We start from the raw sequence: 18,990 nt of genomic DNA on the forward strand, positions 1-18,990 counted from the left end.
CCGACAAAGGTCTTGTCCTTTTTTATTTGCCAGATGATAAGGTGTAGGTAAACGAGGTGAAGCGGGTGCCAATACGAAGAAGAAATAGTCCGAAAAAAATGATTCTGCTAGCAGGGGCGCAAGGTGTGATTATTGGTGTTGTGGGGGTTTTGTTGTTTGGTCTCCTGTTAAATTTAGCAAGTGATAAGGAAGTGGCTGAGAAGGAGGACAATGAGCCGTCCACGGACGTTTCTGCTCCAAAAGATAACAAAGAGGGTGAAAAAATTGATGTCGCAGCAGAGCCAAATTTGGCGTTTAAGGCGCGGCAATATGGAATGTTCACGACGAAGGAAAGTGCTATTTCCTTTATGTCTGCAGAGCCGTCTTTAACGAAGGCGGGGATTGTCCAAATTGAAGGAAAGTTCTATGTATGGAGCGATGTGTTTGTGAATGAGGTTGCGGTGATTCAACAAGAGGAACTCCCTTCCTTTATTAAGACTTTTTATGTTTCCACCAGTAGCTGTGAAAGCTCACAGGTTCAAAAAATGTTTACAACTCTAAATGAAGAAACAATCTCTAAAAATTATTTTGATTCACTGTCTAATAAAGAGGAATATCCAGAGGATTTACCTAGCATCGTTCAAGCCCTATCAACGTTTTCCGACGCTCCATCCGTTCTTAGGCTACACCTTTTTACTCACTATCTAGAGAAGAACAATTGTATAAAATTAAGTTTCTAAAGGCAAAAAGACGTGAAAATCTTGTTGTTTTATTTTTTAACCAATTTCCATTTTCTCCTTTCTTCTGTATGCTTACATATATAAGGGAGGAATGTATGATGATAAAAGCAAATGTGCCAATTATTTTAGCGAGTCAGTCTCCAAGGAGAGAAGAGCTTCTAAGTAAACTGAATATCCCGTTTACGATTCAGGTATCTGGTGTAGATGAAGAGATAGCTGGAAAAGCGACACCTAAAGCTCTTGCGCTAATCATTGCAAAGAAAAAGGGAGAGCATGTTGCAAACGAGCATCCAGAATCAATCGTTATTGCAGCTGATACTACTGTATTCTTAGATGATTATTTATTATCTAAGCCTAAAAATGAACACCAGGCAAAGGAATATCTTAGAAGGCTATCCGGAAAAACGCATCGGGTGATTACTGGTGTCTCCATTAAAGGGATGGGAACTGATGTTGGATTTTCCGAAACTACATATGTGACTTTTCATGAACTCACCGATGAATTAATAGATGCTTATGTAGCGACTGGTGATCCGCTTGATAAGGCTGGTGCCTATGGAATACAAAGCATGGGAGGGCTATTAGTACAGCGGATTGAGGGAGATTACAATAACGTAGTCGGTCTTCCTTTAAGTAGGTTATTCCATATTCTTCTTGATATGAGAGTCTTTGAATTAGACGGGGAGGGAATGCGATGACCGTGCAGCTTCCTCCAACTTTGATGATTCGAGATGTGCATTCAGCAGATAGACCTAGGGAGAGACTTATCAGGCAAGGGCCTGAAAGTCTCTCTAATCAGGAGCTGATCGCCATTCTTCTGCGTACAGGAACAAAGCAGGAGTCTGTTCTACACCTTGCAAATCGTGTACTCACTTTCTTTGAGCATATCCAGGAGCTAAAAAATGCAACGCTGGAAGAAATGATGTCTGTGAAGGGCATTGGAGAAGCAAAAGCGGTGCAGTTATTAGCTGCCGTGGAGCTAGGTAGAAGACTTGCACAGCAGCAGACAAATGAAAAATTCACCATTAGATCCCCAAAAGATGCAGCCTCTTACTTAATGCCGGATATGGTTTCCCTCCAACAAGAGCATTTTGTCGTTTTATTCTTAAACGTAAAAAATCAGATTCTCCACAAACAAACGATCTTCATAGGCTCCTTGAATGCCTCTATCGTCCATCCAAGAGAAATATTTCGTGAAGCTGTAAAACGTTCCGCTGCTTCCATTATTTGTGCGCATAATCATCCTTCTGGTAATCCTACTCCATCCGCTGAAGACATTGATGTGACTAAACGCTTACTAGAAGCAGGAAAGCTCATGGGTATTGAGTTGCTTGATCATGTTATCATCGGAGACCATCAATTTATCAGCTTAAAAGAAAAGGGGTATATGTGACACTGTGCTTTTTTCTCTCTTTCCGTTATAATGAATGGTATTACTGAGACAGTAGTTGATATTTGTATTGGAAGAAAGGGAGTAAAAATTGTGTTTGGATTTGGATCAAGAGATGTAGGTATAGATTTAGGAACAGCAAATACGCTTGTTTTCATTAAAGGAAAAGGTATTGTGCTAAGAGAGCCTTCGGTTGTAGCGAAGAATGTTCAAAATGGTGATATTGTAGCTGTCGGAAACGATGCGAAAAATATGATAGGTCGTACACCAGGCTCTATTGTCGCAATTCGTCCAATGAAGGATGGCGTAATTGCAGATTTCGACACAACCTCTGCCATGATTGAGTACTATTTGAAGAATGCCATGAAAGCATCAGGTATGTCTTGGAGTAAGCCGAATGTCATGATTTGTGTACCGTTTGGAATCACTTCTGTGGAACAGCGTGCTGTAATTGATGCAGCAAAGCAAGCGGGAGCTAGAGAAGCGCTGACAATTGAAGAGCCTTTTGCTGCTGCTATCGGTGCGAATTTACCAGTTTGGGAACCTACCGGTAGTATGGTCGTTGATATTGGTGGAGGGACAACCGAGGTTGCTGTCATCTCTCTTGGTGGCGTTGTAACGAGTGAATCTGTACGAGTAGGTGGAGATGCGATGGATATGGCGATTACAAGCTATGTTCGCAAAACGTACAACCTAACTATTGGGGAAAGAACGGCAGAAGCGATCAAGATGGAAATTGGATCTGCTCGAGTGACTGATAAGGAAGAAATGATGGATATACGTGGTCGCGATTTAGTGACTGGTTTACCGAAAACTATTGATATTTCTTCTAAAGAAATCGCGAATGCGCTAAAGGAGTCTATTGCAGCAATCATTGATGGCGTGAAGAAAACTTTGGAGCAAACTCCGCCTGAGCTTTCTGCTGACGTGATGGAGCGTGGAATCATGCTTACTGGCGGTGGAGCACTGCTTAGAAATTTAGACAAGGTTATTAGTGATCAAACAAATATGCCAGTTTTCATTGCTGAGAATCCACTTGACTGTGTGGCTATCGGGACTGGTAAGGCGTTGGATCATATGTCATTATTAAAACGCCAACAATCTAAATAGTAGGGAGAAAGCGAGCTATGCCACAATTTTTTTCAAATAAGCGATTAATCTTGCTACTTGTAGGGATGATTTTTCTTGTGGCACTCATCGGCTTTTCTTTGCGAGACCGAAATCATGCATCTTTGCCTGAACAATTAATTAAAGACGTAGTCGGCTTTGGACAATCTATGTTTTCCAAGCCGACTCAATATGTTACTGGTATTTTTAACGATGTAGAGTCTCTGCTTCATACATATGAGGAAAATACAAAGTTAAAAGCAAGGTTGGAGGATTATGCATCTCTTCAAGCGAAGGTAAATGACCTGAAGCAAGAAAATGAAAAACTGAAGGATATCGTAGAGAAAGAGGATGACATAAGAGATTATGAGTCTATTCAGGCTACGGTCATCGCAAGAAACCCTGATCAGTGGGAAGAAAAGATAATTATTGACCGTGGGGAAATACACGGTGTGGAACAGAACATGGCAGTTATGACTGCAAAAGGTTTGATAGGCAAGGTTACATTGACTACACCTTATAGTGCGACCGTGCAGCTAATGTCTACTCAGAATCCAAATTATCGTGTTTCAGCTGTAATTACTGATTCAGAGGAAGTGTTTGGTTTGATTGAAGGATATGATCAAACAAGAAGAGAATTAATTATGAAGCGAATCGATTCAGATTATGAAGTTAAAAAAGGCCAAAAGGTTATTACTTCTGGATTAGGAGGAATCTTTCCAAAGGGCATCCTAATTGGAGAGGTTACCGAGGTGACTACAGATGATTACGGCCTTACAAAGCTCGCTTATATTAAGCCAGCAGCAAGTTTTTCTTCTTTAGATCATGTAATTGTTGCGAAACGCACTATTCATTCGGTGGATGGAGCAGATGGAGGAAACACAGAAGCTGACTTAGGAGAAGGCGCAGGGGATGAATCATGATTAGATATGTCATTGTCATCATTTCGGTTCTATTATTTTATATGGAACCGATTTTTGGGCTTTTTTCTCCCATCGAGCTTAATGGAGAGACATATACGCTAGTTCCCAGGTTTTTGATTATCTACTTAATATTTGTCTCGATTTATTATGATAGAAAACGTGCAATGTTGTACGGTTTGTTTTTTGGACTCTTGTATGATGTCTTTTTCATTGATATTATTGGATTATATTCTTTTATTTACCCGTTAATGTGTTTAGTTGCTAGTTTTATTATTAAATTCATCCACCAGCATTTGTTGGTAGCAACTATCTTGGCACTTTTGTTAGTAGCAGCTGTAGAGACATTGTTATTTTTCTTCTATACATTTATTGGTATTAAGGTAATGACATTAGCAAGCTTTTCGAGCTATCATCTCATCCCTACTATGATCGCCAATTTAGTGTTTATCCTAATGTTTGGGTGGGCGTTTAAATATCTTCTTCTATACCGTTTTAATCAAAAAGCATCGCTTTCCTAGCATGCTAGTCGTTAAATGGTGGATCTGAGGTGACTTGATTGACAAAAAAGCAGTTAATATCGATTAAAGGAACGAAAGAAGGCCTTGTATTACGTTTAGACGATCAGTGTTCATATGCAGAGCTTTTAGAAGAACTAACGAAAAAAGTTTCTGATGATGGTTTTGAAGGACAGGCCGAAGTACTTTTACAGCTAGGTTATCGATATTGCAACGATGAACAGAAAAAAGAAATTATTAATTGTGTGCAAAAGACGGAACACCTTCGAGTATCGAAAATTCAAAGCGAGGTAATGACCGTCGAGGAATGTAACCGAAAGCTGTTGGAAAATCAATCAGAAACATATGTAGGAATTGTAAGGTCAGGACAAGTCGTTACTGCAGAAGGCGATCTTGTGGTCATTGGTGATGTAAATCCAAATGGCAGAGTTGTCGCTGGCGGAAACGTATTTGTCCTGGGTAGATTAAAAGGGATTGCTCATGCTGGCTCTAATGGTAATAGAGAGGCTGTCATTGCAGCATCCTGGCTAGAGGCGACACATCTTATTATTGATAATGTCATAGAAACGATGACAGATGAGCTAAGTGTTTTGTCTGAACAACCAGAAATGGAATGTGCTTACTTACATACAAATGGATCTATCGCAATAGATCGTTTGCAGGAACTTAGATTAATAAGACCAAATCTATCATCATTTAAAGGAGGAAGCTAATGTGGGAGAAGCAATTGTTATAACCTCAGGAAAAGGAGGAGTCGGTAAGACGACTACCACTGCTAACCTTGGTACTGCATTGGCTTTACAAGGCAAAAAAGTGTGCTTGATGGATACCGATATCGGCTTACGAAATCTTGATGTTGTGCTTGGCCTGGAAAATAGAATTATTTATGATTTGGTAGATGTAGTAGAAGGTCGCTGTAAGATTCATCAAGCGCTTGTAAAGGATAAGCGCTTTGAGGACAAACTTTACTTGTTGCCGGCTGCTCAAACGACGGATAAAAACGCAGTCACACCTGAGCAGATGAAGAATCTTGTGACAGAGCTTAAGCGCGATTATGACTATGTGCTGATCGATTGTCCTGCTGGAATTGAGCAAGGATATAAAAATGCCATTGCTGGAGCAGATAAGGCAATCGTCGTTACGACTCCGGAGATATCAGCCGTTCGAGACGCGGATAGAATTATTGGCTTACTGGAGCAAGAGGAAGCAATTGATCCACCAAAACTTATTATCAATCGTATTCGTCAGCACCTTATGTTAAAGGGCGACGCATTAGATATTAATGAGATTACTACTCATCTCTCCATTGACTTGCTAGGTATTGTGGCGGACGATGAAAATGTCATTTCTTCGTCTAATAAAGGAGAGCCTGTAGTGATGGATCCAACCAACCGAGCTGCATTAGGCTACCGGAATATAGCAAGACGTATTTTAGGAGAATCCGTACCATTAATGTCCATGGATACCCCTAAAAAGGGAGTTATATCAAAAATCAAATCTATTTTCTCTAAATAATATAAACATAACATTAGTAGCACAACCAAGACCGTGGTTTGTGCTACTATTTTTTTTTTTTTTTTTTGCTGGGATCTTGAGATTTTGTCTAAGAAACTGGAATTGATAAGGCTATGGGAAGCGTTTTTGTTAGCCCTATCTAACACAGTGATTAAAAATTGTTTAAAGACCAATACATAAAAAACTATCACTAACGCATAGCAATTGTTAATAAAAGTAAATAAAAATTGTTTGTTCGGTCTCACAAATCAATGCTTTCTTGGTGGGGAATATCCTTCTTGGGATTCATATTACAAAATTTATGGTTCTTCGCCACAAGGTGGGGATGACATATAAGAAAAAGTTGGTTGCCAAGCGTCCGACGCAGCGGAGAACCGAAGATGCAAACTAAAAAAACAATCAGACTTTATAAGAGTCCTTTCATTCGCTTTATCCCAACAATAACTATCTATCCAAGAAGACTGAAACTACCTAAAAACTTTTTCGTGAGCTTTTTTTGGACATAGAACTGCAAGTAGTATCATACATTTTTCTTAGGGGGAATGTTATATGCTATCAAAAAAGAAATGGTTTCTAGCGATCATCTTCGTCATTTTCTTTATTACATGGTACAAGCTTGAAAGCAATGATACGCTATCTAGCGATTATACTACTATGCTTATGGCTCCTCAGAAGCCTTCTGAAATGTATGCAAAAGTAAAATCATGGGTAGCACCGGAGGAGGATTTGGTCAGTGTAAGTGGGCCTGTTCTGGATATTCCTGCAATTGAATATACGACGATCCAACCGTTTGATAAAGGAGCAATCCTCTCTTTGGAGTCATATATGGAAATTGGGGCTACGAATGATGGACTGATTATTTACACGGGCTATACAAAGAAAACTGGTAAAACACTTTCAGTTTTATACGACTCGGGAGAGACGGTTACTTATGGCTTTGTGGATGAGTTTTATCAGCTGCCATATACGACTGTAAATGCAGGAGAGCTCTTTGCCTCTGTAAAAGACAATGTCCTATATATGCAGGTAGAGAAGGATGGAGAGATATTGGAAACAAACGATATCGTGCAATGGTTAACGGCTAATTATGAGTAAGCAGTTTTTTCGTATACACCCGATCATGATTCCTTTTCTACTTTTTTTCCTTTTAGAAGGAGAGATTGCATTCTATGCAATAATCTTTGGCTCTCTAATCTTCCATGAGCTTGGACACTTATTTGGAGCTAAACTGGTAGGGGGTAAGGTGAGAAAGTGTACCATCCTTCCTTATGGCGGGGAAATTCAAATTGAACAATTTTCCAAATGGAAGAAAGGGGACCAGTTGATTGTGATACTAGGAGGTCCCTTTTTTACTGTTCTCATTTTGCTTATTAGCCTTTGGGCCTCCTTTCCACAATCTGAGCTCATTACCTATACCCAGCTGGCAATTCTTACGATAAACTTACTTCCCATTTATCCACTTGATGGTGGGAGACTTCTTTCTGCCCTTTTTCCAGCCTGGTATATTGAAATTATTAGCTTTTCTATATTGGTTAGTTTTTTGCTCTTTTACGTGAGTTTATTTCACTTCCCAAAGGCTCTTTTTCTTAGCATTTTGTTTTTTTATATCTTACTTCAGAACTTGAATTTTTGGCGTTATAGAAGATATAAGCTAGCTTTTGATAGATTGACGAAAAGCACTTGACTCTCATTAGTTAAGTGTGGTAATATTTTAATGTTATTGTTTGTAGCAGCACCCGTTGCTACAACCGCTCTGAAAAGGTTTAAGTATTCGGTAACGAATCACCTTTAAGAAGGCGAGTCTTAGTCTAAGAGGAGGTGCAGGTATGTACGCAATTATTGAAACTGGTGGTAAACAAATCAAAGTAGAACAAGGGCAAGAAATCTACATTGAAAAATTAGATGTAAATGCTGATGAAGTTGTTACTTTTGATAAAGTTTTATTCGTAGGTGGAGATGATGTAAAAGTAGGCGCTCCATTCGTGGAAGGTGCAAAAGTAACAGCGAAAGTTGTGAAAAACGGCAAAGCTAAAAAAATCATCGTTTTCAAATACAAAGCGAAAAAGAACTATCGTAAAAAGCAAGGTCACCGTCAACCATACACTAAATTAGTAGTAGAATCTATTAGTTTATAAGATGATTAAAGTGACAGTGACAAGAGATCAATCAGGTCTTATTCATTCTTTTGAAATGAAAGGACATGCTGACTTTGCTGAACATGGGAAAGATTTAGTTTGTGCTGGTGCATCTGCTGTGTCATTTGGTGCTGTAAATGCTGTTATAGCATTGACTGGTATCACTCCTATCATTAAGCAAAAGGGTGACGGAGGGTATTTATACGTTGAAGTGCCTAGTATTGAAGACTCTGAAAAAGCTGCAAACATACAGTTAATTTTAGAATCTATGATTGTCTCTTTACAAACGATTGAGCAGGATTATGGGAAGTATATAAAAATTACCTTCAAAAAGTAGGAGGTGGAACATATGTTAAGATTAGATCTTCAGTTTTTCGCTTCGAAAAAAGGAGTAGGTTCGACTAAAAACGGTCGTGACTCACAATCCAAACGTCTTGGCGCTAAACGTGCTGATGGACAATTCGTTTCTGGTGGATCCATTTTATACCGTCAACGCGGAACTAAAATTCATCCAGGTGAAAACGTTGGACGTGGTGGAGATGACACACTTTTCGCTAAAGTTGATGGCGTAGTACGCTTTGAGCGTTATGGCCGTGACAAGAAAAAAGTAAGTGTATATCCTGTAGCTCAAGAAGCTTAATTTGCGAATTCAAAAGGACTGCATTTATGCAGTCCTTTTTTTGTGGAAAAGTTTTGCAGCAATACCCAATGAGTGAAGGATAAATGAATAAATAGGAAAAAGTATATATTGCAGTAAAGCAAAATGTTCGCTTACCTGTTATACTTATTAGAGGATAGCAAACGGTGGAGTGTGTATAATAATATGACTGATAAAACTATTACAATCAATAAAGTACTTCGTCATTCCATGCATGATTTTTTGAATAATATGCATTTAATTCAATTAAATATTGATATGGGAAAACAGGAGGAAGCCAAAAGTTTAATCCGGAGTTATGCACAAAAATGCTCCCAATTCTTTGATATTAATAATATCGGTTTGTTCCTGACAAATGAATGGCTGCAAACATTTCCTATCAGGTTTAATCTTATTACTGTCGAAGTGGAAACCTCTTTAAGAGATTTTAAGGCAACGACAGAAGACGATCAGGAGATTTATGAGATACTAGAGCAATTTGTACAGTCTATTTATCCTCATTTGACTGGATATCAAGAGCAAAAATTAACTGTTTCTATATTTATAGAAGAGAGCCTGCGTATTCAGGTAGAAATGATAGGAGAATGGAGCTCCTATGATTGGTTTTCACCATCAACGCAGTTTGCATCGATTGAATATATACAAAATAAAGAAGGACGTTTGCAATTTAACATTATTGCAAAAGAAAGATTGGAGTGAAGTAAATGTTTGTCGATCACGTGAAGATTTATGTGAAGGGTGGAGACGGCGGAGATGGAATGGTTGGTTTCCGTCGTGAAAAATATGTACCCATGGGTGGACCAGCTGGTGGAGATGGAGGAAAAGGCGGAGATGTAGTCTTTGTTGTAGATGAAGGTCTTCGTACACTAATGGACTTCCGTTATAAGCGCCATTTTAAAGCAGATCGTGGTGTTCATGGATCTAGTAAAAACATGCATGGTGCAAATGCTGATGACTTAGTAGTAAAGGTTCCACCTGGCACGGTAGTTATTAACGAAGAAACAGGACAAGTTATCGCAGACCTTGTAGAACATGGTCAAAAGGCTGTAATTGCAAAAGGTGGACGCGGCGGACGAGGAAATTCACGATTTGCTACACCTGCGAACCCAGCGCCTGAGCTGTCTGAAAAAGGGGAGCCTGGTGCAGAGCTAAACGTTACACTTGAGCTTAAAGTACTGGCAGATGTAGGGCTAGTTGGGTTCCCAAGTGTAGGGAAATCTACTTTGTTGTCTGTAGTTTCTGCAGCTAAACCGAAAATTGCCTCTTACCACTTTACCACGATTGTTCCTAATCTAGGAATGGTGGAAACAGAGGATCACCGAAGCTTTGTTATGGCAGACCTTCCAGGGTTAATAGAAGGTGCACACCAAGGTGTAGGGCTTGGTCATCAATTCTTACGTCATATAGAACGTACAAGAGTTATTGTGCATGTGATTGATATGTCTGGTATGGAGGGCAGAGACCCATACGAGGACTATGTAACAATCAACGAAGAGCTAAAGCAATATAATCTTCGATTGACTGAAAGACCTCAGCTAATCGTTGCAAACAAAATGGACATGCCGGAGGCGGAAGAAAACTTAGCGGAATTTAAGAAGAAGGTATCTTCTGATCTTAAAATATTCCCTATTTCTGCGATATCTCGTCAGGGACTAAATGAGCTTCTTTTTGCCATTGCAGACGAGCTAGAGGCAGCACCTGAATTCCCGCTAGAGCATGTAACAGAGGAAGAGTCACAAACCGCAGTTATGTATAAGCATGAAGCGGAAAAAGATGATTTTGTCATCACAAGAGACGATGACGGTGCATATGTGCTTTCTGGTGGATCAGTAGAACGTTTATTTAAAATGACTGACTTTAGCAGAGAAGACTCTATTAGAAGATTCTCTAGACAGCTTCGCGGCATGGGAGTAGATGATGCTTTACGTGCAAGAGGTGCGAAGGATGGAGACACTGTACGCCTGCTACAATTTGAATTTGAATTTATCGAATAAGGAAAGAGGAGAGCCGGATGAAGGATGTTACGAGTCAACGTTTTTTTCTAGTGAGAGAAGACGTGCTAACCGAAGCAATGCAAAAAACACTTGATGCTAAGCAATTGCTACAATCAGGGAGGGTATCCTCGATATGGGACGCGGTAAAGCAGGTAGACTTGTCTCGAAGTGCCTTTTATAAATATCGTGATGCGGTTTTTCCGTTCCATTCGATTGTTCAAGAAAAAATCTTAACTGTATTTTTGCAGCTTGAGGATAGAGAGGGAACGCTTGCAAGGCTCCTCTCCTTGGTTGCAGAATCAGCTTGCAATGTTTTAACGATTCATCAGACGATACCGATCCAGGGTAGGGCAAGTGTTACGTTATCATTAGATGTCACAGCCATGAACAAAGAGCTAGATGAATTCATGAGCGAAATGAAGCGTTTGGATTTTGTGGAGTCTGCAGAAGTAATCAGCTCAGGAGCTATTTAAGGAGAGGGTATTTTGTCTACTCAACAAGTTTCATACTTAGGACCAGAGGCTTCCTTTACACATCTAGCCTCTAAGTTTTTATTTCAACAAGAAGAGCTAATTCCTATGAGAACAATTCCAGAATGTATTGAGTCTGTTAGTAACGGAACTGTTGATATAGCAGTGGTGCCACTAGAAAATGCATTAGAAGGTACAGTCCCATTGACCATCGACTATTTGTTTCATGAAGTGGAAGTATCGGTGATTGCAGAAATTTTAGCTCCTATTGAGCAGCACTTAATGGTGCATCTAAAAAACAAGGATAGATGGGAGCAAATTACACAGATATATTCTCATCCACACGCTTTGGCTCAGTGTCACAAATATTTATATAATCGATTCGGTAAGGTTCCATTGGAGCAGTCTTCCTCCACTGCAGCTGCAGCGAAATATGTTTCGGAAAATGAAGAGCTTTGTATTGCTGCAATAGGTAATGCTTCAGCAGCAACGGAGTATGGATTGACTATCGTACAGCCGAACATACACGATTTTCATTTTAATCATACTCGTTTTTTTGTTCTTTCTAAGAGCAAGGATAAAGTAGTGACTCCCGGACATACGGGACAAATAAAAACGACGGTAATGATTAACCTTCCGAAGGATGATCGATCAGGAGCCCTTCATCAAGTATTATCTGTATTTGCTTGGAGACAGCTGAACCTGAGTAAAATTGAATCTAGACCTTTAAAGACAGGGCTGGGTCAATATTTTTTCATAATAGATGTGCTTGAGGATGAAGAAAAGCCAATGATGGTGGGAGCGCTAGAAGAGTTGAAGGCGTTAGGATGCGAGGTTAAATCGTTAGGATCCTATTATACATATGAAACAAATAAAGGGGTGCCCCATGAGTAGTAAGCTTATGGGACCCCCTTTTTATTTATAATTTGGACTATCGCATGGCTTATACTATACTAGCTACCTTTTCAGTAGTAACGAGCCGTCTCCTGAAGACCTTTTCTAATGAATCGATTTGTTCGTTTGCAAGAATCACTGGTGTTTAAGTGGAAGACAGAGATACACTGTCAAATCACTCCTACTCTAGTCCTCAAGCAAATAGCCTTTTTTTCGGATAGCGTCTATTCCTCTTTCTAGGATTGCCTCGGATGGAGCAGATAAAAGATGTAGATGGATGCCAGAGGTTAACTCTAACAGAAAGGCTGCCTCCGTCTCTTTTATTTTCTTTAAAAACAATTCGACATCCTGTCGATTGGAAACCATGATGGGAGAAGTTATTTCTCCGTAAACAGGATGCTCAATCATTACTTTTTCTACGGTTACACCCTCATCAACCAGCGTGAAAAGCTCGTCCTCTGTTTCGTGGGGCTGGTGAGTACATGCTACCTTCCGTTGTACGTAATTATTTTCCTGGCTTGGCAGTAAGATATACCCTTGGCTAGTTGCCACGATAGGGTGGTTTGTGGCCTTTAAGAGGGTAATATCATTCACGATTACCTGTCTACTAACATTCGCTAATTTTGCTAGCTCTGCACCGGTGACAGGCTGTGATTGTTCTTTTAGATACGTATAAAGCCAGCTTCTTCTTTCTTCCCCTTTTAACTTTTTCATCACAAAAGTCCTCCAAACTTGCATAACGATATAATGGTTATTCATAAGTTTATCATGAAGGGATGGGTCAATGTTTGAAAATCTGTGACCAAATTTTAACGATAGACATAATGTAAAGGAGAACGAAGGGAGGAAGACTTTGCAAGTTCATATTGTCAAAAAAGGTGATACATTGTGGAAAATATCTAGAGAATATGGAGTTTCTTTTGATGAAGTAAAAAAGCTAAATGCACATCTTGCAAACCCAGATTATATTGTACCGGGAATGAAAATTTTTATTCCAGACATGAAGACGAATGAAACATCCATGGGACACCCATATTCAGATGGGCGTCCAGTAAAAAAAGATATGGGGGCGGCACCTCATTATGGTTCTCTGCCACCGAAAGCGAAGCAATATACGGCACCAGCTACTACACCTTCCAAGGAGCAGCCAATAAAAGCTCAGCCGATGAAGGAACAGCCAAAAGCACAGCCAATCCAGCCTGTACCAATTCCAATGCCAACACCAATGCCAACGCCAATGCCAGCACCACAACCTATTCATATCCACCATCAGCCGATCTATCAAGCACCCCCGGTACAGCCGATTCAACCATATATCATACCATTCCACATGATGCATAAACCTGAAGTGGAAAAAATGCCTTCCCCGAAAGGCTGGAAGCTAGATGAATCCACTGGCATCGATATTCATGTAAACTTCGAGGAAAATTATACTTATAATGTTCAGCCGCCGAAGGAAGAAGTGAAAGAGCAAATGGTTGCGCCTATGTTAGATGAACCGTCATCTGCTATTTATCATAAGCATTATGAGTCATGTGAACAACCAATGTTTACAGGACCAATGTATTATGCACCACACGGTTTTTGTGGACATTGTGGTCATCAGCAGTACCCGATGTATGGAGAGCCTGTATATAACCATTCATACATGCAACCGATGCCACAATTCCATGCCCATCAAGGCTGCGGCTGCCACCATACATCCCATTATCCCGTTCATCCATACAACCCATACCCTTATTAAGAATCTAACTTAAGTGAAAACATACACGAAGCAGATAAAAAAGAATGTATGGAAATGGAAGAATGAAAATGGTGTGTATTCTGTAAAAAAGTATCCTTTATTAGAGCAAGCCGAAAAGATTCGTTTCATTCATTATGAGCTTCAACAGCTAGAGGATCCTTTTGTTTTGCCAATCGTCCCCTCTACTCAAGATGATTTTATTATCCAGCCATGGTTTAAAAGTACCCGTTCCGTTAATTATAAAAATGTAGAGGATCGAATGGGAGTCTATAACATCTTAGATAGGCTCCATCAGTCTTCTTCTATAATCAATTGGGAGGATAGTGGGTACTTACAGCCCTTTGATTTAGTGAATAAATGGCAAGGAAGGCTTATGAGGGTAAAAAGTATTTCTGGGTTTCTGGAAATCCATTTAGGGTATCAGTTAACCCAGACCCTTATTATGTATGGAGAAATTGCCTTGGCCAATATCCAGCAATTCGATAGTGCAAAGCAAACACTCCTGCATGGAGACGTTGTACACCATAACTTTTTGACGAATGATTTTTCTTATAAGATTATTGATTTTGATCTTGCAGTCCTTGGTCCGCGTGAAATAGAAAATATTCTTTGGATTCATCGAGTGCTACCTGACTTGGACTATCAAGTCGACAAGATAATCGAAGAATTTCCTTCCTTGGAAGAGGTTATCGCAAAATATAAGGAAGCCATTATGTATCCAAATGAGATTTTTAGAGAATGGCTATATGCTTTTGCGCTGCCAGAAGAAAGGAAATACAAGTTTATTGAGCAACTGGTTCCTTATACAACGAAGGCTATAACAAATTGGCCAAAGCTGTGCTATAATTTAAGTAAATTATAAGAATGGGTGTCTCATAAGTAGAATACTTATGGAACACCCTTCTTTCTTTGGCTGATATTTGTTTTGTAGCAGATTCCTAAGATGTCGCATGAAATGCAATATCCTTGTAGCAAAGGGGCTCTGGAAATGACTTTTCAGAAGGTCCCTTCTTTGTATATATGCTATAATAATGATAGATTATGGAGGAGAAACTGAGATGTATGATTACATAAAAGGACAGGTCACCAGAGTGACGCCAGAATATGTGGTAATAGAGCAGCAAGGGATCGGCTATCAAATATATACCCCAAACCCCTTTGTTTTTCATAAAGGCGAAGAAGTGATTCAGATTTTTACCCATTTGCATGTGAGAGAGGATGCACACCAGTTAATGGGCTTTCCAACACTTCCACAAAGAGAGCTTTTTCGTAAGTTAATCTTAGTGTCAGGAATTGGACCTAAAGGTGCTCTCGCTATTTTGGCGAGTGGGGAACCAAATCATGTTATCCAAGCAATTGAGAGGGAAGACGAAGCCTTTTTAGTGAAATTTCCAGGTGTCGGAAAGAAGACTGCTCGTCAAATGATACTTGACTTAAAGGGAAAGCTAAACGACTTAATCGATATAGAATTATTAGACTATACAGAGGTGGAGCCATCGTTGTTCTCAGAGGAGTCCGATCATGAACTAGAGGAAGCGATGCTTGCACTTGCAGCCTTGGGCTATTCCGAGCGAGAGCTCTCTAAAATTCGCTCTACCCTAAAAGACAGCAAGGATTTAACTACTACGGATGCATATATGAAAAAGGCCTTACAGCTATTATTTTCCGGCAAATAAGGAGAGGAGGGACTGTGTATGTCAGAAAGGGTTATATCAAGCGAGGCTTCTCATTACGATGAGCCTTTTGAACAGTCGCTTCGTCCTCAATTATTATCTCAATATATTGGACAGGATAAAATTAAACATAACTTGGCCATTTTTATAGAAGCTGCACGAATGAGAAGTGAGAGTCTAGACCATTGTCTATTATATGGCCCGCCTGGTCTTGGTAAGACGACACTTGCTGCAGTTATTGCAAATGAAATGAATGTTCAAATTCGAATGACTAGTGGTCCAGCAATAGAACGGCCTGGTGATTTAGCTGCTATTCTTAGCTCGCTGGAGCCTGGTGATGTATTATTTATAGATGAAATTCATCGCTTGAACAGATCAATTGAAGAAGTTTTATATCCTGCAATGGAGGACTTTTGCTTAGATATTGTGGTAGGAAAAGGACCTTCTGCTAGAAGTGTTCGATTGGATTTACCACCTTTTACGCTAATTGGCGCTACTACGAGAGCCGGCTCTTTATCTGCTCCGCTAAGGGATAGATTTGGTGTCCTCCTGAGACTGGATTATTATGAAGAGGAAGCATTAACCTCTATAGTAAAAAGAAGTGCAGAGCTATTCAATGCATCCATCGACTACGAATCTGCAGGTGAAATAGCCAGACGGTCTAGAGGGACGCCGCGTATTGCAAACAGGCTACTAAAGAGGGTCCGTGACTATGCGCAGGTAAGAGGAAACGGGAATATAACGTTACCGATTGCTAACGAAGCTCTAGAACTGCTTCAAGTGGACCCAAAGGGAATTGATCATATAGACCATAAGCTGCTTATTTCGATGATTGAAAGATTTAGAGGCGGCCCAGTAGGCCTAGATACCATTGCTGCTAGTATTGGTGAAGAATCCACCACGATAGAGGATGTGTATGAGCCATATCTTCTTCAAATCGGCTTTATCCAACGTTCTCCTAGAGGTAGGATTGTGACACCACTAGCATACGAACATTTAGGAATACCATTGTTAGATGAAATGAATAAAAAAGGAAGGTCTTAATGTGCGAGTAGAAGATTTTGATTTTGAATTACCAGAAGAATTAATAGCACAAACACCTTTACAGGATAGAACAAGCAGTCGACTACTTGTGGCTGATTACCCAAATAACCAGCTGTCCCATACCACTTTTGCTTCCATTATTGATGAGCTACATGAGGGAGATTGCCTTGTCCTAAATGACACGAAGGTAATGCCTGCTCGTTTGATGGGGGTTAAGGAGGATACTGGTGCCAATATTGAGGTATTGTTGCTAACCCAACTAGAGGGAGACGAATGGGAGACGCTTGTCAAACCAGCAAAACGAGTAAAAATCGGCACAAGAATTGTTTTTGGTGAAGGTCTTCTCGTTGCTGAATGTATTGGTGTGAAGGAGCACGGAGGGAGAATTCTTCGATTTGAATATTCCGGTGTGTTTTTTGAAATTTTGGATAAGCTAGGAGAAATGCCACTTCCTCCTTATATCCATGAAAAGCTCGAGAATAAGGATCGTTATCAAACGGTATATGCCAAAGAGCAGGGATCCGCTGCAGCGCCAACTGCGGGACTTCATTTTACAAAAGATCTGCTTGAAAAGATTCAGGCAAAGGGAGTGAAGCTTGCTTTTGTGACCTTGCATGTAGGTCTAGGAACCTTCCGTCCAGTAAGCGTAGATTCTATAGATGACCATGAAATGCATGCAGAATTCTATCGTATAACGAAAGAAACGGCAGACCTTATTAATAATGTAAAGAAAAACGGTGGAAAGGTTGTAGCCGTTGGGACAACCTCTACACGAACTTTAGAAACGGTTGCTAGCAAGTTTAATGGAGAACTACAAGAGGATAGTGGCTGGACGTCTATTTTTATTTATCCTGGCTATGAATTTTCTTGTATAGATGGGATGATTACTAATTTCCATCTTCCTAAATCCACGCTTGTGATGCTGGTTAGTGCTCTAACATCGAGAGGTTTTATTTTAGATGCATATAAAGAAGCAGTGAATTTACGTTATCGTTTCTTTAGCTTTGGAGATGCAATGTTTATAAAAGGAAGGAATTATTAAATGACTGCTATAACATATGAATTGATTAAAAAAGATAAGCAAACTGGAGCGCGTCTAGGGATTGTGCATACACCACATGGATCTTTTGAAACGCCTACATTTATGCCAGTGGGTACACAGGCAACAGTTAAAACGATGGCTCCTGAGGAAATTAAAGAGATGAAGGCTGGGATTATACTAAGTAACACTTATCATCTATGGCTTCGCCCAGGTCACGACATTATAAAAGAAGCTGGCGGTCTTCATAAATTCATGAATTGGGATCGAGCAATCTTAACAGATTCCGGTGGCTTCCAGGTCTTTAGTTTAAGTGATATGCGTAGAATCGAAGAAGAGGGAGTACATTTTCGTAACCATTTAAATGGAGACAAGCTCTTTTTAAGTCCTGAAAAATCAATGGAAATCCAAAATGCATTGGGCTCGGACATCATGATGGCATTTGATGAATGCCCACCTTATCCAGCAAGCTTTGAATACATGAAAGCATCAGTAGAACGTACCTCACGATGGGCAGAGCGATGCTTGACTGCTCATACAAATACGGAAAAACAGGGGCTATTCGGAATTATTCAAGGGGGAGAGTATGAGGAGCTTCGCAGACAATCTGCAAGTGATTTAATTTCTCTTGATTTTCCAGGATACGCGATTGGAGGATTATCTGTTGGTGAGCCAAAGGATGTCATGAATCGAGTGCTTGATTTTACTACTCCGTTAATGCCTGAAAACAAGCCACGATATCTAATGGGAGTAGGGTCACCAGACTCCTTAATAGATGGCTCTATACGTGGAGTGGATATGTTCGATTGTGTACTACCAACTCGTATTGCTCGAAACGGCACTTTCTTCACACATAAGGGACGTCTTGTTATAAAGGGAGCAGCTTATGCTCGTGACTTTGGTCCGATTGATGAGAAATGTGATTGCTATACTTGTAAAAATTATTCACGTGCTTATTTACGCCATTTATTTAAGGCAGATGAGACATTCGGATTGCGCTTAGCATCGTATCATAACCTTCATTTCTTGATGAAATTAATGGAAAATGTACGTCAAGCAATTCGAGAAGACCGCTTATTAGACTTTAAAGAAGAATTTTTTGAAGAGTATGGTTATAATAAACCGAATGCAAAAAACTTTTGATTCTTGTATACTGTATAGAGAGTAAAA

24 protein-coding genes and 1 other annotated feature are annotated in these 18,990 nt (G+C 39.9%); of the genes, 23 read left to right on the plus strand and 1 reads right to left on the minus strand.

The features are described 5' to 3' along the window. Positions 1-65: 65 nt before the first annotated feature. The 17 genes from AC1ECF_RS00880 (at position 66) to pheA (ending at position 12,320) form a co-directional block, all read left to right on the plus strand. Positions 66-719, plus strand: a complete 654-nt coding sequence (locus AC1ECF_RS00880; protein WP_480387498.1) for a hypothetical protein — start codon at positions 66-68, stop codon at positions 717-719. A gap of 95 nt (positions 720-814) precedes the next feature. Further along, positions 815-1,417: a Maf family protein gene (locus AC1ECF_RS00885; protein ID WP_480387499.1), complete on the plus strand. Its 603-nt coding sequence runs from the start codon at positions 815-817 to the stop codon at positions 1,415-1,417. Beyond that, complete coding sequence (gene radC / locus AC1ECF_RS00890) at positions 1,414-2,112, plus strand: RadC family protein (protein WP_480387500.1); 699 nt, start codon at positions 1,414-1,416, stop codon at positions 2,110-2,112. The genes AC1ECF_RS00885 and radC overlap by 4 nt, the downstream gene beginning before the upstream one ends. A 90-nt stretch (positions 2,113-2,202) precedes the next feature. Beyond that, entirely contained in the window at positions 2,203-3,219 is a 1,017-nt protein-coding gene (locus AC1ECF_RS00895; protein WP_480387501.1) for a rod shape-determining protein, read from the plus strand. Between the two features lie 17 nt (positions 3,220-3,236). Beyond that, positions 3,237-4,139 carry a rod shape-determining protein MreC gene (gene mreC / locus AC1ECF_RS00900; RefSeq protein WP_480387502.1) on the plus strand — a complete coding sequence of 301 codons (903 nt, stop codon included), beginning with the start codon at positions 3,237-3,239 and terminating at the stop codon, positions 4,137-4,139. Continuing rightward, complete coding sequence (gene mreD, locus AC1ECF_RS00905; RefSeq protein WP_480387503.1) at positions 4,136-4,657, plus strand: rod shape-determining protein MreD; 522 nt, start codon at positions 4,136-4,138, stop codon at positions 4,655-4,657. The genes mreC and mreD overlap by 4 nt, the downstream gene beginning before the upstream one ends. A 38-nt stretch (positions 4,658-4,695) precedes the next feature. Continuing rightward, positions 4,696-5,367: a septum site-determining protein MinC gene (gene minC, locus AC1ECF_RS00910; protein WP_480387504.1), complete on the plus strand. Its 672-nt coding sequence runs from the start codon at positions 4,696-4,698 to the stop codon at positions 5,365-5,367. A 1-nt stretch (position 5,368) separates the two neighbouring features. After that, positions 5,369-6,169 (plus strand): septum site-determining protein MinD, encoded by an 801-nt coding sequence (minD, locus tag AC1ECF_RS00915; RefSeq protein ID WP_480387505.1) that lies wholly within the window; start codon positions 5,369-5,371, stop codon positions 6,167-6,169. Positions 6,170-6,718: 549 nt separating this feature from the next. Further along, complete coding sequence (locus tag AC1ECF_RS00920) at positions 6,719-7,264, plus strand: hypothetical protein (RefSeq protein WP_480387506.1); 546 nt, start codon at positions 6,719-6,721, stop codon at positions 7,262-7,264. 25 nt (positions 7,265-7,289) lie between these two features. Then, on the plus strand, positions 7,290-7,853 hold the full coding sequence (locus AC1ECF_RS00925; RefSeq protein ID WP_480387720.1) for a site-2 protease family protein: 564 nt from the start codon (positions 7,290-7,292) through the stop codon (positions 7,851-7,853). A 52-nt stretch (positions 7,854-7,905) separates the two neighbouring features. Beyond that, positions 7,906-7,983, plus strand: a sequence feature (ribosomal protein L21 leader region). A gap of 12 nt (positions 7,984-7,995) precedes the next feature. Next, entirely contained in the window at positions 7,996-8,304 is a 309-nt protein-coding gene (gene rplU / locus AC1ECF_RS00930; protein WP_142643117.1) for a 50S ribosomal protein L21, read from the plus strand. Between the two features lies 1 nt (position 8,305). Further along, positions 8,306-8,641 carry a ribosomal-processing cysteine protease Prp gene (locus tag AC1ECF_RS00935; RefSeq protein WP_480387507.1) on the plus strand — a complete coding sequence of 112 codons (336 nt, stop codon included), beginning with the start codon at positions 8,306-8,308 and terminating at the stop codon, positions 8,639-8,641. 12 nt (positions 8,642-8,653) lie between these two features. Next, complete coding sequence (rpmA, locus tag AC1ECF_RS00940; RefSeq protein ID WP_480387508.1) at positions 8,654-8,944, plus strand: 50S ribosomal protein L27; 291 nt, start codon at positions 8,654-8,656, stop codon at positions 8,942-8,944. Between the two features lie 183 nt (positions 8,945-9,127). Continuing rightward, the gene (locus tag AC1ECF_RS00945) at positions 9,128-9,661 is read left to right on the plus strand and encodes a Spo0B domain-containing protein (RefSeq protein ID WP_480387509.1); all 534 of its coding nucleotides are present in this window, start codon (positions 9,128-9,130) and stop codon (positions 9,659-9,661) included. A 5-nt stretch (positions 9,662-9,666) separates the two neighbouring features. Further along, complete coding sequence (obgE, locus tag AC1ECF_RS00950) at positions 9,667-10,956, plus strand: GTPase ObgE (protein ID WP_480387510.1); 1,290 nt, start codon at positions 9,667-9,669, stop codon at positions 10,954-10,956. A 17-nt stretch (positions 10,957-10,973) separates the two neighbouring features. Beyond that, on the plus strand, positions 10,974-11,429 hold the full coding sequence (locus tag AC1ECF_RS00955) for an ACT domain-containing protein (protein WP_480387511.1): 456 nt from the start codon (positions 10,974-10,976) through the stop codon (positions 11,427-11,429). 12 nt (positions 11,430-11,441) lie between these two features. After that, a complete protein-coding gene (pheA, locus tag AC1ECF_RS00960; RefSeq protein WP_480387512.1) occupies positions 11,442-12,320 on the plus strand; it encodes a prephenate dehydratase in 879 nt (292 codons plus the stop codon). A gap of 186 nt (positions 12,321-12,506) precedes the next feature. Here the strand turns inward: pheA and AC1ECF_RS00965 are convergent, their stop codons facing one another. Further along, entirely contained in the window at positions 12,507-13,034 is a 528-nt protein-coding gene (locus tag AC1ECF_RS00965; protein WP_480387513.1) for a 3H domain-containing protein, read from the minus strand. 139 nt (positions 13,035-13,173) lie between these two features. Between AC1ECF_RS00965 and AC1ECF_RS00970 the strand changes: the two genes are divergently transcribed. The 6 genes from AC1ECF_RS00970 (at position 13,174) to tgt (ending at position 18,963) form a co-directional block, all read left to right on the plus strand. Beyond that, positions 13,174-14,064 (plus strand): LysM peptidoglycan-binding domain-containing protein, encoded by an 891-nt coding sequence (locus AC1ECF_RS00970; RefSeq protein ID WP_480387514.1) that lies wholly within the window; start codon positions 13,174-13,176, stop codon positions 14,062-14,064. A 13-nt stretch (positions 14,065-14,077) separates the two neighbouring features. Beyond that, a complete protein-coding gene (locus AC1ECF_RS00975; RefSeq protein WP_480387515.1) occupies positions 14,078-14,926 on the plus strand; it encodes a phosphotransferase in 849 nt (282 codons plus the stop codon). A 196-nt stretch (positions 14,927-15,122) separates the two neighbouring features. Beyond that, the gene (ruvA, locus tag AC1ECF_RS00980) at positions 15,123-15,740 is read left to right on the plus strand and encodes a Holliday junction branch migration protein RuvA (protein WP_480387516.1); all 618 of its coding nucleotides are present in this window, start codon (positions 15,123-15,125) and stop codon (positions 15,738-15,740) included. A gap of 18 nt (positions 15,741-15,758) precedes the next feature. Next, a complete protein-coding gene (ruvB, locus tag AC1ECF_RS00985) occupies positions 15,759-16,781 on the plus strand; it encodes a Holliday junction branch migration DNA helicase RuvB (RefSeq protein ID WP_480387517.1) in 1,023 nt (340 codons plus the stop codon). Between the two features lies 1 nt (position 16,782). After that, complete coding sequence (gene queA / locus AC1ECF_RS00990; protein ID WP_480387518.1) at positions 16,783-17,823, plus strand: tRNA preQ1(34) S-adenosylmethionine ribosyltransferase-isomerase QueA; 1,041 nt, start codon at positions 16,783-16,785, stop codon at positions 17,821-17,823. Further along, positions 17,824-18,963 carry a tRNA guanosine(34) transglycosylase Tgt gene (gene tgt, locus AC1ECF_RS00995; RefSeq protein WP_480387519.1) on the plus strand — a complete coding sequence of 380 codons (1,140 nt, stop codon included), beginning with the start codon at positions 17,824-17,826 and terminating at the stop codon, positions 18,961-18,963. Positions 18,964-18,990 lie beyond the last annotated feature (27 nt).

The sequence above is a fragment of the Psychrobacillus sp. Z3-81 genome, assembly GCF_056620325.1.